Here is a 22,241-nt window from a genome sequence, read left to right on the forward strand (position 1 = left end):
AAACCCGAGGATTGGCAACTGACCGCTAAACGAGCGCGATCCCGGAAAAAAGCACCAATGGCGGCGTTGCATTTCATCGCCGCAATATTGACGTCCGCCCGCAGTGGGCGCGCAATGGTTGTTCACCGATTGCCACCAAGGGAAGATCCAAATGGCAGACATCACAGTCTTGGCGGGGGACTTTCTGCAGGGTGATGGAGATTATCAAAATGGTGTTTTCACCCTCAGGACCTCTCTCAATCGATGGCCCGGCATCACTCTCCCCCTGACAGCGTTTAAAACGCTGGAAGTTGCCAATGAGGAATCCATAAACAACGTCAAGGACGCCATAGGTTTCGGCATAGCCGGTGCCATGTTGCTCGGCCCCATAGGAGCCATCGCCGGGTTCATGCTGGCGGGCAAGGAAACCGAAGTGACATTTGTCGGGACACTCAAGGACGGCAGAAAGCTGCTGGCTGCCGTTGACAGCACGACCTATGAAGAAATTTCCCGGCGAGTCCACCATTAGTAACGCTCAAGTACGCCGCACCACCGCGGTGGTGCGGCGTACTTCAAACCTGAACACCTCTCAGAACCACCAGCGAAACAGATAGAACAACCTCATGTTCAACAACACGCGGGTCAACACGCCGCAGATACCTCTTCGGAATCTTGTCATACTCTCGTCACACCGGACTGGCACATTGAAGTCAGTCACAGGGATGTGACCACTCACTATCCGAAGCCCGCCATGTGCGGGCTTTTTGTTTTCGTTTTCCCTGCCTCTACCCGTTTGCAATCTGCCCGGTCAGCGACCTTTTGAGGTATCACCTCTGGTTCGTTGCAGAAATGTTTTACGCCTACTCTGGTGCATGACACAGCGCTCCAACCCGGTAGCGCCGAGAGGATGTAATGCCTATGACAAGCTCTACTGCGATCGCCTTGACCGGTTTTATCGGATGGACATTGGTTCTGCTGATTCTCATGGAACTGCTGCGCGGTCGACTCGTTGTCTTGAAGCGAATCCCCGCAAACGAGTTCAAGCCAGACAACTCCAATCTTTCACCCTTCATGCAACGCCTGGCGCGCACGCATGCCAATTGTGTCGAAGGCCTGCCCCTGTTCGGCGGTCTGCTGCTCTTGGCCCTTGCCATCGACCTGACTTCAATTACAGATCCACTGGCTTATGCCCTGCTGACTGCTCGCATTGCGCAGTCGATCCTGCACCTGGCCTCGCCCAGTGTTCTGGCAGTTAATGCGCGTTTCGGGTGCTTTGCCATTCAGCTGGCAATCGCCGTCTACTGGGTCATTCAGCTATGGAGAACAATGGTCGGCTGAGGCCGGCCAGATGATTTTCAGATTTATTTAACCTCTACATAGTAATCCGCTTTTTTCAACGTTCGACGGAAGCAAAAAAGGGTGTGATGTGCTTGATGTCATTGGGCGGCGTTTGGATGCACTGCCGTCTTGAAAGAACAATCGATTTACGGATCGCCTTTCTGACTGACAAACAAAAGGGGAAGATTTCAAGTCTTCCCCTTCTTGTGATTCCACGGCGTAACCTAAACGCAATTCTCCCTGCGCTCCTTGTGCTCGTACTCCCACCCCTTACACGCCAACCCCACATGCTTTGGGATTAATGCTGCTCCGCTGCTATAGGCGGTAATCGTTCGGCGAGTGAACCCTAGCTCAATAGCCGCTGCCGATAACGAGAGATTGTTACTCAGCATCCAGCGTTTGAAATCACGGGTCGGCATGACCTCTCCAGATTGCTCCAGGGCCATGCGATGCAGTGTCGTGGCGGAGAGCTCGATGTCATCACCCCACGTCACGTCGAATCCCCACTCGCCTACCGCGACCTGGCTGAACAACCTCAGGTCTTGCAACGGCTCGAGCACAGGAAACGTCTTGATGTGTTCGGTGACATCAACGGTATGCCGCTTGCCGTTGTTCCACTCGATGTTAAGGGCATGTTTGCCGGCAACTGGTTGCACAGCAGAAATGCGAAGCTTGCTGGTCATTAGTCAGTACCTCCGGTTTTGCTCATTCCATACACGCCAGAGATCGGCGGTATGAGCTCTTGCCCAAAGCAGGGCTGCTTTCAAGGCCTTGGTTTCAGCACCTTTGCCTAAAACCACGAGCCCTTCTATCTGAACCAACGATTCCCCATCTGGCGTTTGCACGTGAAAGTGCGGCGGCGCATGGTCGTCGGGGTAGATTTTTATTTTCCAGTTTCGTTCGCTATGAACGGTAGCCATAGCGGGATGCTAGAGAAATTTTTTCCCTAGCACAACTGACTTTTTAAAAACGCATAAACCACAAAACTCCTGATTTCTTTCGAAACCAGGGGTTTTGTGTAAATCGAATATGGCGGTGACGGAGGGATTCGCCCCCTTAAGGTTGGTCCCTTGCACCGCTGTAGACCACGTAAACTGAGGGGCGCGCTCTCGCTATCGTCCTGGAGCGGCCTGTAAAATCCTGCGAACGGTCCTGGCTTTAGCGCCAGCCAGTCCCTACTCCGAGGTCACTTTGACAGTACTGTCGCACTTCCTCTCTACGGTGCCCTGCCGACCGAACACGCTTCCCATAGCAGTAGTGAATCACCGACACATCACTGGTAATCTCGCAGCCATGCTCGCCCGACATTAAAGGATTGAGGCGAAAATAAAAGCCGCTGGAGGATGCGATTTTTGGGGACTTTGCTTTACTCCCGGCAATCACCATCTCCAACACCTCCATTCAAAGCCGGCCTGTGAGTCTTGGGTCAGGTGTACAGGGTATTGACTCTCAACACTTGGCTGTCTCCTGGGGCTTAACGGCCTGGCGTCTGCTCATCTGGCACGGCGGGGATCTTTAGCCTCTGGCTCGAGGATTGATAGGTATGGCGCACTCACTTCACTACCAGATAGCGGAATCCGTTCGTACCATTGAAATCGAGGTAGGGAAGCTGCTCGATTTGGCCGCAATGCTTAAAGACGCTGGGAATGATGGCTTGGCTGCGGAGGTCTCGTTCCAGGCGCAAAAGCTTCTTGAGGCTGCAGTAGCGCTAAGAATTGCAATGGCCGGCTAGCCCTTTCGAGGTTCCGATAAGCGCAAAGACTGGAAGGGGCGCGGTGTTCGCTTTGGGCGAGAATCACTGGATAGAAGTCAAAGCGGCTTAACGCATGAATTTCCGAAGCCCGGCCCAGCACCCGGCTTCATTCTGCCTCGTGAAGCCTTCACCCTGCTATCTTGCGGCCTGTATCAAAACCTTGGTCACAGGAACAACAACGAAATGGATTTCTGCAAAGTTGTCGCCCTCACACTTTTAAGCACGCTCATCCAACCTTCAGTGGCGGGAGAGATAAAAAACCCGTGGGATCGTGCGATGTTTTGGACCACGACAGGACCAACAGTCTTCACTTCTTTAGCTGCTGACTTTACGACAAACCCTGGTTCCTATTTCGCACCTGCCAAAGGTGACGCGCTCGCCTTCATTGGCTCAGGCGGCGAAATCCGGGGCGCTCAATTTGAGCAGGCGGTTCGTTTCTACCGCGCGACTTATAGCCCTCCCCACATGCCAGACGATCAACTGGCCGGGGCAATCGCTGCGTCCTTTTAACGCTTGGCGCTACCCAGCACCGCCCATGCACTCAGCCGTACTGGCAAGAGCAACGCCTGCCTGCTGGAAGAGCTTTCGCCATTCGTCACTGCTGATGAGGTCAGCGTGCCCCATGGCGTCAGCTGCCTTCAGTAATATGAAGGCCCCTATCCCTGCAGATGATGGGCTTTGGGCCTGATGACGGGCTTTCAATCGAATGAGCCACAGAACGGCTTAAAGTCCTGGAGCGGCATGGAAACCCTGTTTTGGCCCTGAAATGGTCCTGAAATGGTCCTGAAATGGTCCTGAAATGGTCCTAAACCTACTACCCTGAAACGCAAAACCCCCGACTTCCGCTAGGAAAATCAGGGGTTTGGCTTGTAGCAAATTTGGCGGTGAAGGAGAGATTCGAACTCTCGATACAATTTCTTGTATACACACTTTCCAGGCGTGCTCCTTAAGCCACTCGGACACTTCACCGTATCTCGTCAAACATGTTCTGTCTGTCGAGGCGCGCTAATGTAGTCGAAAGCTTTTCCAATGGCAAATATTTTTTTCAGAATTTTCATGCGCTTAGAGATTTATCTCGGTGGAAGCGATTGGCCGCGGTATCGGGCCATGGCAAACCGGCCAATCTCTGGCCTTGCCTGCGCTTCTATATAGAGGGCAACGCGGCGCCAGCATGGCCGGCTACGCCTGTCGGGCGGGTAAAGGCTGACTCGTCAGTCAGTCACGGCGCTTTACCTGGCTTGTCACGGTGGGTAACGTCTACCCCACTTTATTACAAGGAATAGCGTCATGAGTGAGTTGATTTCTTACCACCTCGAAGACGGTATCGCGACCCTGACCTTGAGCAATGGCAAGGTCAATGCCATTTCCCCGGACGTGATTGCTGCATTCAATACTGCGCTGGATCAGGCGGTGAAGGATCGCGCGGTGGTGATCATTACCGGTCAGCCGGGGATTCTGTCGGGCGGTTATGATTTGAAGGTGATGACCTCCGGGCCCAAGGAAGCGGTGAGCCTGGTGACGGCGGGATCGACTCTGGCCCGTCGCCTGTTGTCGCACCCGTTCCCGGTGATCGTTGCTTGCCCCGGGCATGCGGTGGCCAAAGGTGCATTCCTGCTGTTGTCGGTGGATTACCGGATTGGCGTCGAAGGCCCGTTCAGCATCGGCTTGAACGAAGTTCAGATCGGCATGACCATGCACCACGCTGGCATCGAGCTGGCCCGTGATCGTCTGCGCAAGTCGGCGTTCCATCGCTCGGTGATCAACGCCGAGATGTTTGACCCGCAAGGTGCGGTGGATGCCGGGTTCCTCGACAAGGTGGTTGCTCCCGAGGAGCTGCAAGGCGCCGCATTGGCTGCCGCGCATCAGTTGAAGAAGATCAACATGACCGCCCACAAGAACACCAAGCTGAAAGTGCGCAAGGCACTGCTGGAGACCCTGGACAACGCGATCATCCAGGACCAGGAGCATTTGGTTTAACCACCTGAAGCCACACCGAGAAAAGCCCGACCATCGAGTCGGGCTTTTTCTTGGGTGTTCTTTGAAAACCCTTACAGCCGCTCTAGATCGCACTGACACGACAAATTGGAAACATGCGCTCAAACATCGGCTATCTCCCGCTTCTATACAGGTAATTGCCGAAAACAGTGCACATCCGTACACTGCGCCACCTTTTGTCCCGGCGGGCTCGTAAATGCTTTATCTGTTTCGCATGTTGTTGATGGGCTTGCACTTTATGGCGGCGGGTATGCTCGGGGTAGCGCTCGGACTGTGCCGACCGTTCAATCCGGACAACAGCCGTTTATGCGCCCGCCTCTATGCCTGGCCGGCCATGTGTATCTTGCGCCTGCGGGTGAAAGCCGAGGTCGGGACATTGATGGACAAAGCTCCAGGTTGCGTGATCATTGCCAACCACCAGTCCAACTATGATTTGTTCGTGCTCGGCAATGTGGTGCCACGGCGCACGGTGTGCATCGGCAAGAAGAGCCTGAAATGGGTGCCGTTGTTCGGGCAGTTGTTCTGGCTCGCCGGCAACGTGTTGATTGACCGGGGCAATGCGCACAAGGCTCGCCAGGCGATGCTGACCACCACCCACACCTTGCGGCACAAGGACACCTCGATCTGGGTCTTCCCGGAAGGCACGCGCAACCTCGGCGAAGAGTTGTTGCCGTTCAAGAAAGGCGCATTCCAGATGGCGATTGCCGCGGGTGTGCCGATCGTTCCGGTGTGCGTCAGCAGCTATATCAAACATATGCGCCTGAACTGTTGGCGCAGTGGCAGGATCCTGATCCGCTCGCTGCCGGCGATTCCCACCGCAGGGTTGAGCCTGGACGATATGCCGATGCTGATCGCCCAGTGCCGCGAGCAAATGCGCGAGTGCATCGAATCAATGGATCGGCAGCTGCAACCGGCCTGAACCCCGCCCGCCTCGCGCGGGCTTTTTTTTGTCGGTGAACCGCGCCGATGTTGCTGACTCTGATCAGACAGAGCAGGCTAGGCATGCACCATGCCTGTCACTGCCATTGGCCACGAAGAAGCGAACAAGAATTATGGGTAGAGTCGTTGCTGCTGCGGTTTACAGCGCCGGTAAGAAAGTCACCAATATCACCCTCGATGAAGGCAGCGCCTGGGCGGCGAAACCCGGGCACTTCGTCTGGATTGGCCTGGAAGAACCAAATGCCCTGGAGCTGGCCAACCTGCAAAAGCAGTTCAACCTGCACGAACTGGCCATCGAAGACGCCCTGGAAAAACACAGCCGACCGAAACTGGAAACCTTCGGCGATGCGTTGTTTATCGTCACCTATTCGCCGGTGCGCACGGCGGGCAGGCTGGAGTTCATCGAAACCCATATCTTTGCCGGCAATGGCTACATCATCACTGCCCGCAACGGTCAATCAAAGTCTTACGCTCATGTCCGACAGCGTTGTGAGGCGCGACCGCTGTTGCTCGAGCACGGGGAAGATTTCGTACTCTATGCCCTGCTCGACTTCGTCATCGAAAACTACCAGCCGGTGGGCGAAGCGATTCATGCCGAGATCGATGAGCTGGAGAGCAACGTGATGTGTAGCTCACTGAATGAGCGCGACATCCAGAAACTCCACAGCCTGCGCCGCGATGTGCTGCGTTTGCGTCGGTATGCAGCGCCGATGGTGGAGATCGGTGAGGAATTGCAGAAGCTGAGCTTCCCGTTCATTGACAAGAACATGCGTCCATATTTCCGCGATGTGCAGATTCATGTCACTCGGCAGATGGAAGACCTGACGACCCTGGCGGACATTGCCAGCCAGACTATCGAGATCGGTGTGCTGCTGGAGGCTTCGCGGCAAAGTGTGGTGCAACGCAAGTTCGCGGCCTGGGCGGCGATTCTGGCGTTCCCGACGGCGGTGGCCGGGATCTATGGGATGAACTTTCAGAACATTCCCGAACTGGCTTGGCACTACGGATATTTCGGGGTGCTGGGGTTTATCACGGTGGGGTGTGTCGGGTTGTGGGCCAGCTTCAAGCGGTCGGGGTGGTTGTAGGTTGTGGATTGTGTGCTTTGCAGGTCAAGCCGGTTGAGCCCATCGTCGGAACGCCGCCCGGAGCAAGCTCGCTCCCACATGGGAATTGCGGACACCCACGATATTGCAGGTGCATGCGGTCGGCGTAGGAGCTGGCGAAGCCTGCGATCTTTTCGGCGGACACCACAATCGCCAAGATCAAAAGATCGCAGCCTGCGGCAGCTCCTACACGAGCGGCGTTCCGACGATGCTTTTAGCGGTTTAAACCGGCTCAGCGCCGGGCTTGTGCGCCACAAAGCGCATCATCCATTCCGCCACGGTGGCGCCGTGGTGTTCGCGGTCGAGGCTGGCCACGCCTTTCTGATAGATCTGCTCGCCAAGGGCCTGCTGACGAAGCTCCAGCAGCGCTCGCGAATAGTCGTGGATGAACTCCGGGTGGCCCTGGAAGCACAGCACCTGGTCGTTGATGTGGTACGCGGCGAACGGGCAGAAGTCGCTGGAAGCGATCACCGTGGCGTTTTCCGGCAAGGCGGTGACCTGGTCCTGGTGACTGATCAACAAGGTCAGTTCTTCGACCACAGGGCTCATCCACGGCGCTTTGGCGGCCGCGGCCATTGTGTAGTGATGGGTGCCGACACCCCAGCCCTGGGGTGCGCGCTCGCTCTTGCCGCCCAGCAGTAGAGCCAGCAGTTGATGGCCAAAGCAGATGCCCAGCAGTTTGTCGCCGCGCTCATAGCGCGCCAACAGGTAAATTTTGAGGGTTTCAATCCACGGATCGGTGCCGAAGGAATCGGCTTTGCTGCCGGTGACCAGATAGGCGTCGAAACTCAGCTCATCGCCGGGGTATTCGCCCTGCATCACGTTGTAGACGGTGAACTCGGCAGCGATCGGCTGCTGCGAGAACAGGCGCTGGAACATCTGCCCGTAACCCTGATATTGATCGACCAGTTCTGGACGCAGGATATCGGTTTCCAGAATGCAGATGCGTAACGACATAAAAAATACCTGACACAATTAAGGCGATAGTGCACACCTCAGAGCCTGCCTTGAAATACCGGTTCAAGGCAAGCTCCGAACGCGTCACTCACCCCTCAAAAACGTCAGAACAATTTATCCTGGGCAGCCTTCTCCAACAGCAGAGCCGGTGGCGCAAAACGTTCGCCATACTGCTCAGCCAGATACTGGGCGCGGGCAATGAAGTCCTTCAAGCCATACTGGTTGATGAACTGCAGCGCGCCGCCGGTCCAGGCCGCGAAGCCAATGCCGAAAATCGAGCCGATGTTGGCGTCGGCCGTCGATTGCAGCACGCCCTCCTCCACACAGCGCACGGTTTCGATGGCCTGAACGAACAGCAGGCGATCACGCACGTCTTGGGGCGAAATCTGCCCGTCGGCTTTTTCGAAATGCTTTTTCAACTCCGGCCACAGGTGCTTTTGCCCACTGGCCGGATAGTCGTAGAAACCGCCACCGGCAGCCTTGCCTGGGCGTTTGTACTCATTGAGCAGCAAATCGATCACCGCAAAAGCCGGATGCAGCGGCAGCGGCTTACCTTCGGCTTGCAGGTCCTTGGCGGTTTGCTGACGGATATGGCTCATCAGGCTCAGCGACACTTCGTCGGAAATCGCCAGCGGGCCAATCGGCATCCCGGCTTTGCGCGCTTCGGTCTCGATCATCGGTGCGCAGATGCCTTCGCCAAGCATGGCGATGCCTTCGTTGGTAAAGGTCCCGAACACCCGCGAGGTAAAGAAGCCCCGGCTGTCGTTGACCACAATCGGGGTTTTGCGGATTTGCAGGACGAAGTCGAATCCACGCGCCAGGGTTTCATCGCTGGTGCGCGCGCCCTTGATGATTTCCACCAGGGGCATTTTTTCCACTGGGCTGAAGAAGTGCAGCCCGATGAATTTTTCCGGCTGCGGCACCGCGGTGGCGAGACCGCTGATGGGCAAGGTCGAGGTGTTGGAAGCGATCACCGCCTCGCTGCCGACCACTTTTTGCGCAGCGCTGGTGACCCGGCCTTTGAGTTCACGATCCTCGAACACCGCTTCGATGATCAGGTCGCAACCGACCAGGTCGACATCCTGCTCGGTGGTGCTGATTCGTGCGAGGGTGGCGTCGCGCTGCTCGGCGGTCAGTTGCCCGCGAGCGACTTTCTTGTCGAGCAACGCCGCCGAATGCGCCTTGCCTTTTTCGGCGGCGACGAGGTTGATGTCCTTGAGCACCACCTCGATCCCGGCCACCGCACTGACATAGGCAATCCCGGCCCCCATCATGCCCGCACCGAGCACCCCGACCTTGCGTGTCACGTAGGGCGAAAACCCTTGCGGCCGTGAGCTGCCGGCATTAATTTCATTGAGCTGGAACCAGAAGGTGCCAATCATGTTCTTCGCCACCTGGCCGGTGGTCAGTTCCGTGAAATAGCGGGTTTCGATCAACTGTGCGGTAGCGAAATCGACTTGAGCGCCCTCCACCGCAGCGCAGAGGATTTTCTCCGGCGCCGGCATACAACCATAGGTTTTACTGCGCAGGATCGACGGTAAAATGGCCAGCGTCTGCGCCACCTTCGGCTGTGACGGGGCACCTCCGGGGATCTGATAGCCGCTCATGTCCCAGGGCTGTTTGATCGCCGGATTGGCGACGATCCACGCCCGAGCCTTGGCCAGCAGTTCATCAGTGTCAGCCGCCAGCTCATCGATCAAACCGGCTTGCAGCGCTTGCTGCGGGGTGACTTTCTTGCCTTCGAGCAGGTATGGCAAGGCTTTTTCCAACCCGAGCATGCGGACCATGCGCACCACCCCGCCGCCACCCGGCAGCAGGCCGAGGGTGACTTCCGGCAAGCCGATCTGCAGCGATTTTTTGTCCAGCGCGACCCGGTGATGACAGGCCAGGCAAATCTCCCAACCGCCGCCCAGCGCTGCACCGTTGATCGCGGCAACCACTGGCTTGCCCAGGGTCTCCAGCGTTCGCAGCTGGCCCTTGAGCGTCAGCACCCTGTCGTAAAACGCCTTGGCCTGGGCTTTGCCGACGCTGATCAGCTCATTGAGGTCGCCGCCGGCAAAGAAGGTTTTCTTCGCCGAGGTGATGATGACCCCGGCGATCGACGCTTGCTCGGCAACCAGCCGGGCAACGCTGGCCGCCATGGCATCGCGGTAGACCGCGTTCATGGTATTGGCGCTCTGGCCGGGCATGTCGATGGTCAGGACGACAATCTGGTCCTGACCTTTTTCGTAACGGATGGCATCAGTCATGAAAGTGTTTCCTTGTAGTCAGGGCTCAGAGACGTTCGATGATGGTGGCAATACCCATGCCGCCGCCGACACAGAGGGTCGCCAGGCCATAGCGCAGGCGTCGCACTTCCAGCTCATCGAGCAAGGTCCCGAGGATCGCGCAACCGGTAGCGCCCAGCGGGTGGCCCATGGCGATGGAGCCGCCGTTGACGTTGACCTTGCCCGGGTCGATAGCCATGTCCTTGATGAACTTCAGCACCACCGAAGCAAACGCCTCGTTAACCTCGAACAAATCGATGTCTTCAACCCGCAGCCCGGCCTTGGCCAGGGCTTTACGGGTGGCCGGGGCAGGACCGGTGAGCATGATGGTCGAATCAGTGCTGGTGACGGCCGTGGCGACTATCCGCGCCCGCGGCTGCAAACCCAGCGCCCGGCCCTTGGCCTCGGAACCGATGAGCATCAACGCGGCGCCGTCGACTATCCCCGAACTGTTGCCCGGGGTGTGCACGTGGTTGATGCGCTCAATGTGGCTGTAAACCCGCAACGCCGTGGCGTCGAAGCCCATTTGCCCGATCATTTCAAAGCTCGGCTTGAGATTACCCAGGCCTTCGAGGGTGGAACCCGCGCGAATGAATTCATCGTGATCGAGCAGGACGATACCGTTCTGGTCCAGCACCGGCACCAACGACTTGTTGAAAGAACCGTCCGCCCTCGCCCGTGCGGCCTTTTGCTGGGAGTGCAAGGCAAAACCATCGACCTCCTGGCGACTGAAGCCTTCCAGCGTGGCGATCAGGTCCGCGCCAATGCCCTGGGGCACGAAGTGGCTGTGCAGGTTGGTTTGCGGGTCGAGCGCCCACGGACCGCCGTCGCTGCCCATTGGCACCCGCGACATCGACTCGACGCCACCCACCACCACCAGGTCTTCGAACCCGGAGCGGACTTTCATGGCGCCGAGGTTGACCGCTTCCAGGCCCGACGCACAGAAGCGGTTGATTTGCACACCGGCCACGCTGACGTCCCAATCGGCAACCAGCGCGGCGGTCTTGGCGATATCGGCGCCCTGGTCGCCGATTGGGGTCACGCAACCGAGCACAATGTCATCGACCTGGCTGGTATCGAGCGCCGTACGCTGTTGCAGAGCGCTCAGCAGCCCGGCGAGCAGGTTGACCGGCTTGACGCTGTGCAAGGCGCCATCGGCCTTGCCTTTGCCCCGGGGAGTGCGTAACGCATCGAAAATCAAAGCTTCAGTCATGACGTCCTCGAACCATTGGGCAGGTGAGTAATACAGACCTCCCACCTTAGGCTCGGCTGTGTTGGATTCAATGACCGAAGCGCTCACTGACCTTGACGGTCACGCTCAGACGAACGGTAGCGAGCAATCGATCGCGCCGATGGAGCAACGGAACTGTCTAGCCAAGGGGCGGCCAAGAAGCTGGCAATAGGCCTCATACTTTTTTATACAGTTTTGTATCAGTGCTGATATGAAATGGATCTAAAGCAAGTGGGACGTGGCCCCTAAGGTAAACCTGTACGAGGTTGTCGTCGGGTTTTGCCGAGACCCTCGTCAGAAAGGAAGTACAGCGCCTTGCCATCATGGAGAAAATGTAGGCAAGCAATTTGACGCTCCACCAATAACAAAAAAGGCAGTCAGCCATGTTCAAACAATCGAAAGTACGTCAAGCCGGGCTCATTCTATTCGCCACTACGCTGCTCCTGATATTGCCGAACCTGACCAAAGTGATCGGCTAAAGGCGTGGCCGTTTCACAGCGCCGCACTCAATTTGTGCCCCGGTTCACTATCGGGGCCGGCGCTTGTGTGCCAATCTTCGAGCACGATCCGGGGGCTCGATGGCGCCCTGTCCGGCTACGTCCCGCCGTCCCGGGACGAATTTACTGACGACATTACGGCGACCCATTGAAACCTTTCATTTTGCTCGGGGCCTTGCTGCTCTGCACGCCCCTGTACGCCGCGCAACTGGTCCTGGACCTGGGCGCCGGCAGCCGAACCTGGCAGACCGAGGAATTGCTCAAGCACCCTCAAGCTCAGACGATCCGGATTACTGACGATGTGTCCTACAAGCGGGACATGAGTTATCGCGCCGTGCCGTTGGCAGCGTTGCTCACGGGCATTGCCGCCGATGACCATCTGCAAGCGGTGGCGCTCGACGGTTTTGCCGCCGAGCTGGCCGCTGGCCCGCTGCTGAATGTCAGCGGTGCCCAAGCCTGGCTGGCAGTGGAAGATCCGCAGCGTCCCTGGCCGCCACTGGCTGAAGGAAAACCCAGTGCCGGGCCGTTCTATCTGGTCTGGAGCGATCCCCAGGCCGGTCAGATCAGCCCTGAACAATGGCCGTTCCAGGTCGCCAGTATCAAACGCCTGGCGCCTGTCGCCGAGCGTTTCCCGGCCTTGCGCCCGGATTCGAAGCTGGCGCCGAATGATCCGGTGAACCAGGGCTTTGCGCTGTTCCAGAAGAACTGCCTGGCCTGCCATCGCTTAAATGGCGCGGGTGATGCGCAGATGGGTCCTGATCTGAATATCCCCTTCAGCCCTACCGAATACTTCGGTGCCGATTTCCTCAAGCGCTATATCCGCGACCCGCAAAGCCTGCGCCATTGGCCACAGGCGAAAATGCCCGGCTTCTCCACCAGCGTATTACCGGATGCGGAGCTGGAGTTGCTGGTGGGGTATTTGAAGCATATGGCGGGGCGTAAGCAGCAGCCTTGATGGTTTGAATCTTGTGGTGTCTGTTCTGGCCCCATCGCGAGCAGGCTCGCTCCCACAGTTGACTGAGTGATCCTGTGAGAGCGGGTTTGCCAATTCTGGCCCCATCGCGAGCAAGCTCGCACACATTAGATTTTCGATGTGTGCATTATCTGCAATTCACTGAAGATCGAGTGTGGGAGCGAGCCTGCTCGCGATGCGGTATCCCCGATTTTACTGCTGCTGCACCGAAAAAACCGGCGTCGGTGAAACGGAGACTTTGGCGTGCATTTGCTCGCAGCCACCGCCGCGGCGCATGCCGCGAACCGGGCAGGCGTCCAGATAGTCGAGGCCGACCGCCAGTTTCAGGTGACGCTCGGGCCGGGCCAGTTGATTGGTCACATCGAAGCTGTACCAGGCGTCGTCAAGCCAGGCTTCGGCCCAGGCATGACTGGCCAGATGTTCGCTGTTCTCGCTGAACAGATAACCCGAGACATAACGCGCCGGAATGCCCAGGCTGCGGGTGCAAGCCAGAAATGCATGGGTATGGTCCTGGCAAACCCCGGCCCGCCCGGCGAAGGCTTCGGCAGCGCTGGTATCGACTTCGGTGGAGCCTGGGGTGTAGGTCATGTGCTGGTTCAAACCGTGCATCAGATCGATCAACCCGGTGCGATCACGGCGCTTGAGGCATTGCCTGGCGGCAAAGGCACGCAAGGCCTCGTCTGCCTCGGTCAACCGGGTAAAACGCAGGAACGGCAGTGCCGACTGGCTTTCATGCTCGGCTTCGTGCTGTTCATCGATATCCACTTGCCCACGGGCACCAATGACTATGGCTGCATGGGGTTCGTCCATGGTCAGCACGTGCAGGATATTGCCGAACGGATCCAGCTGCGCGCGCACCGGCCGCGGCAGGTCGAGCTGCCAGCTGAGCACGTGCTGACGCTCGCTGTCGTGGGGCGTCAGACGCAAATACTGGATGCTCGCCCGCACCTGATCTTCGTAGTGATAGGTGGTCTCGTGGCTAATGGAAAGTCTCATGCAGCCTCCAGGTAGGAACGGTGAATGGCGTTGCCCAACTGGCGCACCAGCGGGATGAATTCGGTCAGCCAGGCGTGCAGGCCTTCCTCGAGGATTTCGTTGATTGCGGTGTAGCGCAGACGCGCGTCCATTTCGGCGGCCAGGCGTTGCGCTGGCCGGCCGTTGGCGCCCGGCAGGCTGGCGAGGATCTGGTCGATCTCTTCGGTGCATGCACGCAGGGAACGCGGGACGTCGGCGCGCAACAGCAACAGTTCGGCGACGTGTCGCGCTCCGGGGGCGTCGCGGTAGATCTCGGTGTAGGCCTCGAACGAGGACAAGGCGCGCAGCAAGGCACTCCACTGGTAGTAGGCGTGGGCGGTGCCGTCGCTGACCGCTTCGGCCTGGTCACCGGCCATTTCGTAGCGGGCATCGAGCAACCGCAGGGTGTTGTCGGCCCGTTCGATGAAGGTGCCGAGACGGATAAATCGAAACGCATCATTGCGCATGATGGTGCCGTAGGAAGCGCCACGAAACAGGTGGGAACGCTCCTTGATCCACTCGCAGAAACGGCTCATGCCATAACGGCTGAGACCTTGTTCGGCGATACCGCGAATCTCCAGCCAGGTGGCGTTGATGTTTTCCCACATGTCCGCGGTGATTCGCCCACGCACCGCATGGGCACTGGCCCGCGCGGCCCCGAGACAGCTGTAGATGCTCGCCGGGTTGGCCGCATCCAGGGCGAAAAAGTGCAGCAACCGTTCGGCATGCAATGCACCGTGGCGCTCCAGATAGTCGTCCAGGGTGCCGGTGATCAATAGCGGCATCGCCAATTCATGCAAACCGTCACCGCGGCCGTCCTGCGGCATCAATGACAGCGAATAACTGATGTCGAGCATCCGTGCGAGGTTTTCCGCCCGCTCCAGGTAACGCGACATCCAATACAAATCCGAGGCAGTTCTACTTAACATGGCAGGCTTCCTTCAATCCTCGACCACCCAGGTGTCCTTGGTTCCACCACCCTGGGACGAATTCACCACCAGGGATCCTTCTCGTAAAGCGACACGGGTCAGGCCGCCGGGCACGACTCGGGTTTCGCGACCAGACAGTACAAACGGGCGCAAGTCGATATGGCGCGGCGCGATGCCGTTTTCGACAAAGGTCGGGCACGTCGACAGGCACAAGGTTGGTTGGGCGATGTAAGCGTGAGGCTTGGCTTTGATCCGCGCCCGGAACGCTTCGATTTCCGCCGCCGTCGCCGCCGGCCCCACCAGCATTCCGTAACCACCGGAACCCTGGGTTTCCTTGACCACCAGATCCCCCAGGTTCGCCAGCACGTGGGACAGTTCCTCGGGCTTGCGGCATTGAAAGGTGGGCACGTTCTTGAGGATTGGCTCCTCGTCCAGATAGAAGCGGATCATGTCCGTGACGAACGGATAGACTGACTTGTCGTCCGCCACGCCGGTGCCGATGGCATTGGCCAGCACCACATTGCCCGAGCGATAGGCCGACAGCAGGCCCGGCACGCCGAGCATCGAGTCCGGATTGAATGCCAGCGGGTCGAGAAAGGCGTCGTCGAGGCGTCGATAGATCACATCGACTGCTTTCGGCCCGTCGGTGGTGCGCATGAATACCCGATCATCGCGGACAAACAGGTCAGCGCCCTCGACCAGTTCGACGCCCATTTCCCGAGCCAGGAACGCGTGTTCGAAGAACGCACTGTTGAAGCGCCCGGGCGTCAATACCACGACACTGGGGTTATCCAGCGGGCTGGAGCTTTTCAGGGTATCGAGCAACAGATTGGGGTAATGATCGATCGGCGCAATGCGCTGGGCAGCGAACAATTCGGGGAACAGCCGCATCATCATCTTGCGGTCTTCAAGCATATAGCTGACGCCGCTGGGGGTGCGCAGGTTGTCTTCGAGCACGTAATAGGTGCCATCGCCATCACGCACCAGATCGACGCCAGAGATGTGCGAGTAAATATCGCGATGCAGATCCAGCCCTTGCATGGCCAACTGGTATTGCTCGTTGGCCAGTACCTGCTCGGCCGGGATAATGCCGGCTTTGATGATGCGCTGCTCGTGGTAGAGGTCGGCGAGGAACATGTTCAACGCCTTGACCCGCTGGATGCAGCCACGTTCGACGATCCGCCATTCGCTGGCGGGGATACTGCGGGGAATGGTGTCGAAGGGAATCAGGCGTTCTGTCCCCTGCTCATCACCATAGAGTGTGAAAGTAATCCCGGCGCGATGAAATAGCAGATCGGCCTCGCGTCGCCGTTGTGCCAATAGCTCGTCAGGCGTTTCGGCCAGCCAACGGGCAAACTCCCGATAATGCGGGCGGACCTGGCCGCCGGCATCGTACATTTCATCAAAATAGGTGCGGATCATGCCGTACTCCTTGTCACCCGGACACCTAAGCTTCGCAAGCCCCGTGCCAGCGGCATAACCGCTTTAATATCAATCGGTTGGATAAGCGCCCAGGAAACACCGCACCATTGCTGTGCAGCAAACTCCCCCACTCGATCGCCCCCGCTTCATTGCGAAGCATAGCCAGCGTTGATTTCGTTACACGGCAAAAGATCTTTCTGTCAGCCACAAACGAAATCGGCCGACCCGAAGGTCAGCCGATGCTGAGTGTTGATGCTGTTCATAGGTGTTATGCGAGTAACCCTCGTACCTCCTGCTTCACGCCCCAACCTTCGATTATCCCGCCCAGAGGCTCGACCACCGCCTCGAAATCCTGCTCGAAGTCACCGATGCCGCCGTAGGTGGCGTACATCACCTTGCTCAGTTCCAGGTGCCAGGCGCCGTCATCACGCGCGCTGACTTGAGCATTGAGTGACTCACCGCGAAAATGCCCTGCCGCCCTGCGTGCCCGCTCCTCGTCCGGGAAAATGGCGTAGAACTCGATGGGATGGAATCGTGAAAAGTCGAAACCGCCTTCTTTCATGCGGCGCAGCACGCTGCTGCTGATGTCTTCTTGATAGGCTGTGCTCATGAAAACGTCCTCCTAAAACCCAATGGATAGACTTTCCGTACTCCCCCGCGCTCGCAACCGAATGGTGAAAGCGATACGGCACTATGACTGCCGCGGGGAAACAAGCATGTAGCTGACAAGACCAGACCTTAGCGATTCATTCGCTGATCTCGATTGCAGAGTAACGCGAAGCCAGTACCTGTACTAGAGGGGCTGGACAAGGATTTTGCGCGAGGCTCAGGGAGCCTGAGTGATGCTGAGGATTTGAATGCTGCATTGTTCCTTCAGGTTTTTCACCGTGGGGTCTTCGATACGGCCTTCCAGATCATTGAGATCCAGCGCGGCCGGGACAGGGAGAAGTTTTGCCCGAATCATTTGCGCAGCCTGCTCCATGCTGGGCTTTTGCTCGCATTCGAAATGCTCAACGGCTTGAACACCATGATCATCAACGAAGGTGACTTCCCACTTTTGCATCAGTGTCTCCTCGATAAATCCCGTTAATGGGCTTACAACATCTCGACCTTGAGCACCGGGCATCGTTCCACCCATGACGCCAGCGGACTTCGCATAAAAAAAGCCGTCCATAGACGACCTTTTTTCAAAGGGCAACTGGCTCGAGCCGTTACGGCTTTTCAGCCCTTGCTTTCAATGCTTTCAAGGTGTTGAACGGAGCATCGACCACAAACTTGTTGGCCAGCCACGACGGGACACTGCCGCCCGGATCGGTGTGAACCTGATAGGTCACTTCGACCTGATCCGCGCCTTTAGGGACGAGCTTCCAGAAGCCCTCGACCCGGGCCACCCGCACAAAACCCTTTTCTTCAGGAACATAAGTCGGCACGCCTTCCAGTTTGCGGGTGAGGCTGCCTTCGGCACCCTCGACGGTCGTAATGTGCAATACCGAGTCGCGGGCAGTCACCGGCCAGGGTGTATTGAACTGGGTGTAGGTCCAGCTTTGATTGCCTTCGTGCTTGAGCAGCTTCTGCGACTTGCACTCATGGATCCAGGCGCAGGCACCGACGACGTCTTCCTGCAAGCCGCGTAACTTGGCCATGGAGGTTTTCAAGAGCGTCACACCGCGGTAGGCCTTGTATTCGGAGCCGGCCACTTCACTCAAGGAGATGTTGATGCCATCCGCCTCCTTGGCGGTTTTCCATTCCTCGGCCCGGGCCGTTGCGGCCAGCAAAACAGTCAAGCCACAGAGCACAGCCATTCGATGCAGCGAACCCATTGTCTTTTTCCTTGTTGTTGAAGTTCCGTTCTTTGAACCCCCTTAAGCTGCCGTCATTTGCTCCCACCAGCCAATCAATTTGATGGCTTCTTCACGATTGCTGCCGCAGACCTCGATATCCGCGTGAAATGCCCCGCAGACCAGCGGTCGTTCAGGCATCCCGAAAATCGCGCACAGGTAATCGGCGGAAAGGTGCAGGCAACGTTCTCCCGCGACTTTGCCATTGGGCATGCCGGGAATCGGAGTACTGATGGAAGGGGCAATGCAGCAAGCGCCACAGCCTTCACGGCATTTCATGACGACAGAACTCCTGGCGACGGCAAAGGGTTAACGACGCGGGATAGAGTACCCGCTAAAACAGCTGTTTGAAATTGACCAGCGGGTGGTTTTCTCGATCAAACAGCCGTGACTGACCAGTCTCCGACAAAGCGTCAAGGTCGGGGCTCACAGTCGGTGTCTGGATTTACCGTTTGAACTCGAACTCAAGCGCCGCACCCTCGACATCCCGCCGCTCCTCATTACGCAGCTGCAACCCCATTTCATTGTTGATCAAGCGGCCATTCAGCTGGAACGGACCGCTTTCCCCGGGCTTATCGCCAAACAACTGCGGCAGCAAAGGCGCATGCTGGGTCTGTACAAGCGTACCTGGCGGCTGCAACTGGCTGACCATATCCGGCGGCAGGCTCAGGTCCACTCTGGCCGAGGGCAGTGGAGTCTTCACCAATTCTCTTGCAGACTTTGACTTGGACGCGATGGGCGCGCGCTTTTTAACAGGCTTCGGTTTTTTAGCTGTAACCGCCTTTTTTACGGGCGCGACTTTCTTCACTGCCGCAGGCTTCTGCGATTTGGTCGCGGGGGTAGACTCCGCAGGCTTATCCGGATTGGAAGCGGCCATCACTGCCCCGCTATTGAACGCGCTCAAAAGACAGATTAAAAACCAGCCAACAGCAAAAGTCGCTTTCATAGACACTACAGCCCTAACGGCAGGGGGCCGTATGCTCGCTTGTTGGACGGTTCATGACAAGCGCGCCGACCAGCCGATCATCCGATGGCATCTGCACCCCGCTCAAAAACCGCCCGCCGCCTCCTGACACAGTTGATTGGCGAGCATGCCCAGGGTCATCAACGTGCGCTCCGCTTCGCGATTCCAGGGGGTGCCGCAGTTCAATCGAATGCAGTGATTGAACTGCTCGGTATTACTGAAAATCAGCCCCGGCGCGATACTGATGCCCTGCTGCAAGGCACGCACGTGCAGCTCTTGGGTGTTGACTCGCCCGGGCAGACTGACCCAGAGGATGAAGCCGCCCGTGGGCCGGGTCATCTGCGTGCCTTCCGGGAAGTACTGCTGCACCGCCAGCTGAAAGGCGCTGAGGTTCTTGCGGTACTCCTGACGGATGTAGCGCAGATGGCGGTCATAACCGCCGTTCTCCAGATAAGCCGCGATGCCCATCTGCGTGACGCTGCACGCCGAATGGGTGCTGAAGGTCTGCAAGCGCTGGATTTCCTGCTGGTACTTGCCGGCAATCATCCAGCCGATCCGCACACCCGGCGACAGGGTCTTGGAAAAACTCGAACAGTAAATCACCCGATCCAGCCGATCATAGGCCTTGAGTGCCTTGGTACGGCCTTGTTCGAACATCAGTTCGCCATAAATATCGTCCTCGACGATCTGTATATCGAAATCCGAGGCCAGACGCAGCAACTGCTTTTGCCGCTCTTCAGGCATGGTGCCGCCCAACGGGTTGCTCAGGCGCGTGGTCAACACCAGCGCTTTGATCGACCACTGGTTCGCCGCCAGCTGCAGAGCTTCAAGGCTCATGCCGGTGGCCGGGTCGCTGGGGATCTCGATGACTTTCAGACCCAGCAGGTCGGCCAGCTGCAGCAAGCCGTAATAAGTCGGTGATTCCGCCGCGATCAGGTCGCCTGGGCGGGTCAGCACCCGCAACGACATCTGCAGCGCGTCGACACAACCATGGGTGATCACCACTTCGGATGGATCGACCACTACACCGGCATCGCGCATGCGGATCGCCACTTGACGGCGCAAGGGTTCAAAACCGGGGCTGAACATGTAACTGAAGGCCCGCGGGCTATGAAAGCGCGTGACCTTGGCCAATTGCTGGTGCAGCGCGCGCACCGGCAGATAGTCGACGCTCGGCACGGCAGCGCCCAGCGGAAACACCCCTTCGCGCCGCGACTCGACCAGTACTTGTTGAATAATACTGCTGCGAGTAACCAGACCGGGCCGCTCGACCCGGGCGATATCCGGGGTCGGCGCAGTCAGGGCCGGTGTCTGGTGCACGTAATAGCCGGACTGTGGCCGTGCACGAATCAGCCCCTGGTCCTCGAGATTGGCGTAAGCCTGGAGCACCGTCGCATGGCTGACGTTGAGCTGCGAGCTCATCTTGCGCACCGAAGGCACGCGCTCGCCCGGCTGGTACACGCCACGACGAATATCCTCGGCCAGCTGCTGAGCGATACGTTGATAGAGCAAAAGATTAGTCATGACGCAGCACTCGATTTCACGGGCATTTTATTTTTGTGTGGAACAATACCGGAACAGTTTAGAAGTGTACGGGGACAGTTGCCACAATAGTCGACTGTACAGTGCAGTGTCAGCAAAATCTGTACTGCTTTTATTGGCATCGCGAGGCAATTGGCAGGCATAAAAAAACCCGGCACCTCAAGGGGCCGGGTCGTGTAGGAGCTGTCGAGTGAAACGAGGCTGCGATCTTTCCAGATCCACTTGAGTCCCCAAGCGAAAGATCAAAAGATCGCAGGCTTCGCCAGCTCCTACAGGATTTCTAGCGTCAGCCGTTTTCGTAAACCTGCCTTGTCCAGTGTCGTAACCCTTAGCGGGCAGCGCCAAGCTGGCCTTTTTCGTCGGAGAACACAATTTCCACCCGGCGGTTCTGCGCCCGTCCGCGTTCGGACGCGTTGACTTCGACCGGATACTCATCGCCGTAGCCTTCGACCTGGATTCGTTTGTCCTCGACCCCCAGATCCATCAGCACGTTGGCCACCGCCTGAGCGCGATCGCGCGACAACTTGAGATTGTCCTGCTTGCCGCCGGTGCTGTCGGTGTAACCTTCGATCCGCACCACGCGCTTTGGATTGAGCTGGAGGAACTGGACGATTTTCAGCACGGTGCGGGTGGCCGAACTTTTCAAGTCCGCCTCACCGGTATCGAACAACACATCACCCAGGGTCATCACCAGGCCGCGATCGGTCTGGGTCGTCGCCAGGCTGATAATCTGCTCTTCCAGCCATTTGCCTTGCTGCTGCACGCTAAGCAACTTGGCTTCACGCAAGGCCAATTGCAGGCGCTGACGCTCCAGCTCGAGCTTCGCTGCGCGCTCCTCGTTGAGGATCTGTTCGCTGTGTTCGCGAGCGATTTCACTATAGCGCTGGCTCAGGTAGGCGTAATGCTTAACATCCGAGCCACTGCCCCAGTAACTGGTCAGACGATCGGCACGGGCCAGGGACTCACCGGCACGGATCACGTCCTTGGGCGCGATGCGCAGCACGTTGGAGTCTTCCTTGACCTTCTGGAAGTCGGCGCTGGCCTGCTGCACAGCGAGTTCGCTTTGCTGGCCGGCGCAACCGTACAGGCTCACGCAGCCGGCCACCAGCAATCCACCGAGTACTCGGGTCTTCAGGCTCATTGGGCATCCCCCAGTTGCTTGCGCAGGCGAGTGATGCGGGTATTGAGCACGTTCAGTTGCTCCTGGCTTTTCAGGGTCAGGACCCGTGCCTCGGCCAGACGGGCGTCCAGTTCGGCCTGCTCGGCCCGCATGCGTGCATGCTTGAACGACAGGTCGGCCATGTCGCCCTGAGCCCGGGCGTATTTGCCTTCCGCGAGCTTCAACTCCGGCACGTCTTCAGCCGTTGCACCCACGGCCCTGGCTTGTTCCAGGGCCTGTTCGGTCAAACGCATTTGTTCATTCGGCGCCGGATCGGCTGCACAACCCGCCAGAGCCAGAACGGCCAGGGCAGCGAAAAGAGGTCGAATAGTCACTAAGAA

24 protein-coding genes and 1 tRNA gene are annotated in these 22,241 nt (G+C 58.1%); 8 read left to right on the top strand and 17 right to left on the bottom strand.

The window, feature by feature from the left end; translation table 11 throughout:
• Positions 1-151 precede the first annotated feature (151 nt).
• Both F8N85_RS20860 and F8N85_RS20865 read left to right on the top strand, forming a co-directional pair.
• Positions 152-508 carry a hypothetical protein gene (locus tag F8N85_RS20860; RefSeq protein ID WP_150805414.1) on the top strand — a complete coding sequence of 119 codons (357 nt, stop codon included), beginning with the start codon at positions 152-154 and terminating at the stop codon, positions 506-508.
• A gap of 389 nt (positions 509-897) precedes the next feature.
• On the top strand, positions 898-1,317 hold the full coding sequence (locus F8N85_RS20865) for an MAPEG family protein (RefSeq protein WP_150805415.1): 420 nt from the start codon (positions 898-900) through the stop codon (positions 1,315-1,317).
• Between the two features lie 224 nt (positions 1,318-1,541).
• Here the strand turns inward: F8N85_RS20865 and F8N85_RS20870 are convergent, their stop codons facing one another.
• Together F8N85_RS20870 and F8N85_RS20875 are read right to left on the bottom strand one after the other, a co-directional pair.
• The gene (locus F8N85_RS20870) at positions 1,542-2,000 is read right to left on the bottom strand and encodes a DUF2442 domain-containing protein (RefSeq protein WP_150805416.1); all 459 of its coding nucleotides are present in this window, start codon (positions 1,998-2,000) and stop codon (positions 1,542-1,544) included.
• Positions 2,001-2,003: 3 nt separating this feature from the next.
• Positions 2,004-2,237 (bottom strand): DUF4160 domain-containing protein, encoded by a 234-nt coding sequence (locus tag F8N85_RS20875; protein ID WP_150805417.1) that lies wholly within the window; start codon positions 2,235-2,237, stop codon positions 2,004-2,006.
• A 623-nt stretch (positions 2,238-2,860) separates the two neighbouring features.
• On the opposite strand from F8N85_RS20875, the gene F8N85_RS20880 reads away from it, so the two are divergent.
• A complete protein-coding gene (locus tag F8N85_RS20880; RefSeq protein ID WP_150805418.1) occupies positions 2,861-3,049 on the top strand; it encodes a hypothetical protein in 189 nt (62 codons plus the stop codon).
• Between the two features lie 204 nt (positions 3,050-3,253).
• Entirely contained in the window at positions 3,254-3,580 is a 327-nt protein-coding gene (locus F8N85_RS20885) for a DUF2388 domain-containing protein (RefSeq protein WP_150805419.1), read from the top strand.
• 369 nt (positions 3,581-3,949) lie between these two features.
• On the opposite strand, the gene F8N85_RS20890 is transcribed toward F8N85_RS20885, so the two are convergent.
• Positions 3,950-4,039 (bottom strand) — tRNA-Ser (locus F8N85_RS20890).
• Between the two features lie 318 nt (positions 4,040-4,357).
• Between F8N85_RS20890 and F8N85_RS20895 the strand changes: the two genes are divergently transcribed.
• The 3 genes from F8N85_RS20895 to F8N85_RS20905 all read left to right on the top strand — a co-directional run bounded on the left by F8N85_RS20895 (position 4,358) and on the right by F8N85_RS20905 (position 7,089).
• A complete protein-coding gene (locus tag F8N85_RS20895; RefSeq protein WP_150805420.1) occupies positions 4,358-5,047 on the top strand; it encodes a crotonase/enoyl-CoA hydratase family protein in 690 nt (229 codons plus the stop codon).
• Positions 5,048-5,261: 214 nt separating this feature from the next.
• Positions 5,262-5,984 (top strand): lysophospholipid acyltransferase family protein, encoded by a 723-nt coding sequence (locus tag F8N85_RS20900; protein ID WP_150805421.1) that lies wholly within the window; start codon positions 5,262-5,264, stop codon positions 5,982-5,984.
• 133 nt (positions 5,985-6,117) lie between these two features.
• Complete coding sequence (locus F8N85_RS20905; RefSeq protein WP_150805422.1) at positions 6,118-7,089, top strand: magnesium and cobalt transport protein CorA; 972 nt, start codon at positions 6,118-6,120, stop codon at positions 7,087-7,089.
• A 240-nt stretch (positions 7,090-7,329) separates the two neighbouring features.
• Here F8N85_RS20905 and F8N85_RS20910 read toward each other — a convergent pair whose 3' ends face one another.
• From F8N85_RS20910 to F8N85_RS20920, 3 genes are all read right to left on the bottom strand, one after another.
• Positions 7,330-8,064, bottom strand: a complete 735-nt coding sequence (locus F8N85_RS20910; RefSeq protein ID WP_150805423.1) for an amidotransferase — start codon at positions 8,062-8,064, stop codon at positions 7,330-7,332.
• A gap of 104 nt (positions 8,065-8,168) precedes the next feature.
• Positions 8,169-10,313: a 3-hydroxyacyl-CoA dehydrogenase NAD-binding domain-containing protein gene (locus F8N85_RS20915; protein WP_150805424.1), complete on the bottom strand. Its 2,145-nt coding sequence runs from the start codon at positions 10,311-10,313 to the stop codon at positions 8,169-8,171.
• A 25-nt stretch (positions 10,314-10,338) separates the two neighbouring features.
• Entirely contained in the window at positions 10,339-11,544 is a 1,206-nt protein-coding gene (locus F8N85_RS20920; protein ID WP_150805425.1) for an acetyl-CoA C-acetyltransferase, read from the bottom strand.
• A gap of 663 nt (positions 11,545-12,207) precedes the next feature.
• Between F8N85_RS20920 and F8N85_RS20925 the strand changes: the two genes are divergently transcribed.
• Positions 12,208-13,014, top strand: coding sequence for a c-type cytochrome (locus F8N85_RS20925; protein WP_150805426.1), 807 nt, complete (start codon positions 12,208-12,210; stop codon positions 13,012-13,014).
• A gap of 210 nt (positions 13,015-13,224) precedes the next feature.
• On the opposite strand, the gene F8N85_RS20930 is transcribed toward F8N85_RS20925, so the two are convergent.
• The 11 genes from F8N85_RS20930 to F8N85_RS20980 form a co-directional block, all read right to left on the bottom strand.
• Positions 13,225-14,028, bottom strand: coding sequence for a transglutaminase family protein (locus F8N85_RS20930; protein ID WP_150805427.1), 804 nt, complete (start codon positions 14,026-14,028; stop codon positions 13,225-13,227).
• A complete protein-coding gene (locus F8N85_RS20935; RefSeq protein WP_150805428.1) occupies positions 14,025-14,975 on the bottom strand; it encodes an alpha-E domain-containing protein in 951 nt (316 codons plus the stop codon). Before F8N85_RS20935 ends, F8N85_RS20930 begins: the two co-directional genes overlap by 4 nt.
• A gap of 12 nt (positions 14,976-14,987) precedes the next feature.
• On the bottom strand, positions 14,988-16,397 hold the full coding sequence (locus F8N85_RS20940; protein WP_150805429.1) for a circularly permuted type 2 ATP-grasp protein: 1,410 nt from the start codon (positions 16,395-16,397) through the stop codon (positions 14,988-14,990).
• 268 nt (positions 16,398-16,665) lie between these two features.
• On the bottom strand, positions 16,666-17,007 hold the full coding sequence (locus tag F8N85_RS20945) for a ribonuclease E inhibitor RraB (RefSeq protein WP_150805430.1): 342 nt from the start codon (positions 17,005-17,007) through the stop codon (positions 16,666-16,668).
• A gap of 216 nt (positions 17,008-17,223) precedes the next feature.
• Entirely contained in the window at positions 17,224-17,460 is a 237-nt protein-coding gene (locus F8N85_RS20950) for a hypothetical protein (RefSeq protein ID WP_150805446.1), read from the bottom strand.
• A 148-nt stretch (positions 17,461-17,608) separates the two neighbouring features.
• Positions 17,609-18,217 carry an START domain-containing protein gene (locus F8N85_RS20955; protein WP_150805431.1) on the bottom strand — a complete coding sequence of 203 codons (609 nt, stop codon included), beginning with the start codon at positions 18,215-18,217 and terminating at the stop codon, positions 17,609-17,611.
• Positions 18,218-18,259: 42 nt separating this feature from the next.
• Entirely contained in the window at positions 18,260-18,514 is a 255-nt protein-coding gene (locus F8N85_RS20960) for a YkgJ family cysteine cluster protein (protein WP_150805432.1), read from the bottom strand.
• A 166-nt stretch (positions 18,515-18,680) separates the two neighbouring features.
• The gene (locus F8N85_RS20965) at positions 18,681-19,181 is read right to left on the bottom strand and encodes a translation initiation factor 2 (protein ID WP_150805433.1); all 501 of its coding nucleotides are present in this window, start codon (positions 19,179-19,181) and stop codon (positions 18,681-18,683) included.
• A gap of 102 nt (positions 19,182-19,283) precedes the next feature.
• Entirely contained in the window at positions 19,284-20,723 is a 1,440-nt protein-coding gene (locus F8N85_RS20970; protein ID WP_150645079.1) for a PLP-dependent aminotransferase family protein, read from the bottom strand.
• A gap of 346 nt (positions 20,724-21,069) precedes the next feature.
• Entirely contained in the window at positions 21,070-21,882 is an 813-nt protein-coding gene (locus F8N85_RS20975; RefSeq protein WP_150805434.1) for an OmpA family protein, read from the bottom strand.
• Complete coding sequence (locus tag F8N85_RS20980; RefSeq protein WP_150805435.1) at positions 21,879-22,235, bottom strand: DUF4398 domain-containing protein; 357 nt, start codon at positions 22,233-22,235, stop codon at positions 21,879-21,881. Before F8N85_RS20980 ends, F8N85_RS20975 begins: the two co-directional genes overlap by 4 nt.
• Positions 22,236-22,241 lie beyond the last annotated feature (6 nt).

Origin of the sequence: Pseudomonas fluorescens (genome assembly GCF_902497875.1) — a bacterium.
Lineage (GTDB): Bacteria > Pseudomonadota > Gammaproteobacteria > Pseudomonadales > Pseudomonadaceae > Aquipseudomonas > Aquipseudomonas fluorescens_BR.